This window comes from Nostoc flagelliforme FACHB-838, from assembly GCF_014698065.1.
GTDB classification, from domain to species: domain Bacteria; phylum Cyanobacteriota; class Cyanobacteriia; order Cyanobacteriales; family Nostocaceae; genus Nostoc; species Nostoc flagelliforme_B.
Map to the genome: position 1 here is coordinate 1 of NZ_JACJSI010000582.1, position 2,894 is coordinate 2,894.

General features: G+C 43.4%; 6 protein-coding genes. 2 read left to right on the plus strand and 4 right to left on the minus strand.

Annotation, left to right across the window (positions count from 1 at the left end):
* Positions 1-101: 101 nt before the first annotated feature.
* The 4 genes from H6G97_RS49125 to H6G97_RS55765 all read right to left on the minus strand — a co-directional run bounded on the left by H6G97_RS49125 (position 102) and on the right by H6G97_RS55765 (position 1,502).
* Positions 102-305 (minus strand): hypothetical protein, encoded by a 204-nt coding sequence (locus tag H6G97_RS49125; RefSeq protein WP_190947521.1) that lies wholly within the window; start codon positions 303-305, stop codon positions 102-104.
* Positions 298-624 carry a hypothetical protein gene (locus tag H6G97_RS49130; RefSeq protein ID WP_190947522.1) on the minus strand — a complete coding sequence of 109 codons (327 nt, stop codon included), beginning with the start codon at positions 622-624 and terminating at the stop codon, positions 298-300. The genes H6G97_RS49125 and H6G97_RS49130 overlap by 8 nt, the downstream gene beginning before the upstream one ends.
* A 66-nt stretch (positions 625-690) precedes the next feature.
* Positions 691-1,107, minus strand: a complete 417-nt coding sequence (locus tag H6G97_RS54425) for a hypothetical protein (RefSeq protein WP_242056168.1) — start codon at positions 1,105-1,107, stop codon at positions 691-693.
* Positions 1,080-1,502: a hypothetical protein gene (locus H6G97_RS55765; protein WP_338422025.1), complete on the minus strand. Its 423-nt coding sequence runs from the start codon at positions 1,500-1,502 to the stop codon at positions 1,080-1,082. The genes H6G97_RS54425 and H6G97_RS55765 overlap by 28 nt, the downstream gene beginning before the upstream one ends.
* Before the next feature lie 253 nt (positions 1,503-1,755).
* On the opposite strand from H6G97_RS55765, the gene H6G97_RS49140 reads away from it, so the two are divergent.
* The gene (locus H6G97_RS49140; RefSeq protein ID WP_190947523.1) at positions 1,756-2,106 is read left to right on the plus strand and encodes a helix-turn-helix domain-containing protein; all 351 of its coding nucleotides are present in this window, start codon (positions 1,756-1,758) and stop codon (positions 2,104-2,106) included.
* Between the two features lie 144 nt (positions 2,107-2,250).
* Positions 2,251-2,754: a hypothetical protein gene (locus H6G97_RS49145; protein ID WP_190947524.1), complete on the plus strand. Its 504-nt coding sequence runs from the start codon at positions 2,251-2,253 to the stop codon at positions 2,752-2,754.
* Positions 2,755-2,894: the final 140 nt, after the last annotated feature.

A 2,894-nucleotide genomic window follows, 5' to 3' on the forward strand; every position in this document is an offset into this window, starting at 1 on the left:
ATAAATCTGCACTATGTGTGACGACAGTTGCCCAATCAGGTAAAGTCTGTGCAATGCTCTTTGCGTAAAGTTTCATAATTTTATCCTCTGGAATTAATAACCTAAAAATCCTCAGCAATCTCCAACAAAAAACCGCGTCCAGTGTTCTGTACTTGCACCAGTTCTCTATCCAGCAGTGTTTGAATTACTGAATCGGAGAATTGGAATTGCAAACGGTGCAATGGAACACAACCGCCACAAAGCTGAATCAAACGCAGCAAATGATTAGCTCTACGGTCAAAGCTGTTGTCAACTGTCTTAGGCATTTGTGAAACCTCCAGTTACTACGGCTAACTGTTGTTGCAGGATGGATATTTGACGTTGATAGAATTCAATTTCTGCGGTAATTTGCGTGAAGAATTCCTGTGGAGATAGCGGCTGAATTTGATTCTCTTGCAAGTACGCTATCTCATCAGAATTCTTGTTAGGCATCAATACATAACGCCATCCTTCATCAAATTGTTCAGCCAACTCTGTACCAGAGGGATAGTAATGAAGTTCTAAGATGATGCCTTGTTCTGTACGCTGTTCCAAGGCAAAGCGAGGGTAGCCCCAGTGTCGGGGGATTGATATTGTTGCTTGCATTGATTTAATTGGGGATTGGTGAATAAGGGAGTAGTTGATGAGCGATCGCTCTCGTCTGTGCGAGAATTACGCCGTTACTAACTCCCGACTTTCTGCAACTGGCGCATACTCCCGTAACAGTTCCCAATCAAGGGTTGTCAGCATCTCAAATGGTCGGTCTAGCAATTCTTCGCAGTCAGCCGCTTCTGCATGGGGTACTGTATCCAGCATTGACAATGAGCACACAGCATCAAACACGGAGTTAGAATACTGCTGCTGACCTGAATAACCCTGAATCACCCACCAGTTACCGTCAGTGCATCCGACTTGCCCCAGTTTCACGCCGTTGTTGTTGTAAATCCCATCATCAAGAATTTCAAACCCATAATTCTGGCACTCGTTGAAGATATGCGCCATGATTTGGTTTTCGGTCGTGGGGGGTGTTGCTTCTTTCTCCTGCACAGGTAATGTGCCATCTAGTGAGTGCAGATGAAGCGATCGCAACGCATTAGAGTGTTGGCACGAAATACTTCTTTCTCGTTTACCATGACTACCCAGCGTTGCGTTAAGTGGTCGTCGTCATGGCTGATGCTGGCTATCAGTTGATTACCAGCGTAATATTCGTAATCAGAAAACGAGATTTCGACTATTGTGAGGGGTTCGGGAGCTATAGCTTTGGCTTGGTCAGCGATGTAGCTGTCGAGTTCGGCTTGGGCGAGGGCTTGGTTGTCAACTTTCTGAAGCTTGGTGGATTGGTGGGTGATGATTGCGTTTACCCAGGTTTGGGCCGCTCTTTTGTCAAGAGTGGGTGTTACGCCTAATTCAGTGGCAATCCTTTTGAGGCGGGGGAGAGTGTAGCGCGAGAGGGCTTGCTGTGTGTATTGCAGATGTGTCATCATTTAAATCTCCATAATTAAGTAGAACAAAAGGCGATCGTGCAAGTTTCTCAGGCTGTGAACGGTCGTGTTTTGTTTTGTTTTCATGTACTACTTATAGTAGCGCTCCTGTGAGTAGTTAACAATACTCTAAAACAGACTTTTGTATTACGATTAGTAATGCTACTCTTGGTAGTTAATTTATATTACTTATAGATATACACGCCAAAAATAACCAACTAAAAGTAGTGCTACTTTAAGGAGTAAGAATTAGGAAATGCCTGTGCTTGTAAAATTAAAAAAGACGAGAGAAGCTAAAGGCTTGTCTCAAAATGAACTAGCTAGGAAAACTGGTTATAGCTTGCAAAATATTCAAAAAATTGAGCAAGGTAGAGCTGCCTCAATTACATTTGATGCCTTGGGGAGATTTTGCGAGGTACTTGAATGCCAGCCCGGAGATATTTTGGAATGGCGTCCAGATAATATTGATGACAAAACTCGTAGCTCATCAAATGATCAGGTGTTAAAAACTGCTTCAGAGGAAGTAGAGAGAAAAAGTGAGTCGTCAAAATCAACAAAACGTCAAACGCGCATGATTATTATTGGCGGCAATAGGGGTGCAGCATGAAACAGATTGTACTAGCCAACGCCAGGATGTAGTAACAAACGCAAAGCACAATAATTTTGCCTTTGTAGCAAATATTTCCTCCCTTGCTGGTATGGATTGAGGATCAATAACAAGCTGCTTAGATATCAGTTTGGAAGTGGACACATGAACAAATCATCTCCTAAGCGCAAAAAAGCCACCTCTACCGCATCCAGTAATTCAGAAGCACCCCCGAACCCTGTAAGTGAAGATATCTCTCTTCAAGAAAACCCAGCATCAGTAACCATTGAAGTAACTGCTGTTGAAATTCCAGAACTGACCGAGCAGGAAATTAGCGATCGCCTTTACCTAGAGCGGCGTGTGGAAAGGGCGTTTTTTGAAGCGGGGAAGGCTTGGAACTCCGCGATCGCAGATTATATCGTTCCACGCACAAAACCTTTGAGGAGTATTGCCGTTCACGGTTTGGTTATACACGAATGGCAGCAACCTATAAAATTGCTGCGGCGACAGTTATGGAGAATTTGTCAACCATTGGGAAATAACCACAGATGGTTTACAGTCTCCAAAAATGTCAACCATTGGTTTACAAAATGTCGGAATGTCCACAATTGGTTTACAAATATAGCAAGCGCCAAGGCGGTTAGGACAAGCAGTATAATTAGTGAGTAAAGTAAAACTAGATACAGATGAAGCGTTCAGCTCAAGGAAAGCTCATGCCAAAACCTTACAGTTACGACTTATGCCAGAAGGTAATTCAGGCAATAGAGTAGAGTTAGACGGGATGAACAAAACGGAAGCAGCGCAAGTTT

What these genes read in the sequence shown, in the direction of transcription:
- H6G97_RS49125 (WP_190947521.1), bottom strand. Translation starts at nt 305, where the DNA reads ATGCCTAAGACAGTTGACAACAGCTTTGACCGTAGAGCTAATCATTTG.
- H6G97_RS49130 (WP_190947522.1), bottom strand. Translation starts at nt 624, where the DNA reads ATGCAAGCAACAATATCAATCCCCCGACACTGGGGCTACCCTCGCTTT.
- H6G97_RS55765 (WP_338422025.1), bottom strand. Translation starts at nt 1,502, where the DNA reads ATGATGACACATCTGCAATACACACAGCAAGCCCTCTCGCGCTACACT.
- H6G97_RS49140 (WP_190947523.1), top strand. Translation starts at nt 1,756, where the DNA reads ATGCCTGTGCTTGTAAAATTAAAAAAGACGAGAGAAGCTAAAGGCTTG.
- H6G97_RS49145 (WP_190947524.1), top strand. Translation starts at nt 2,251, where the DNA reads ATGAACAAATCATCTCCTAAGCGCAAAAAAGCCACCTCTACCGCATCC.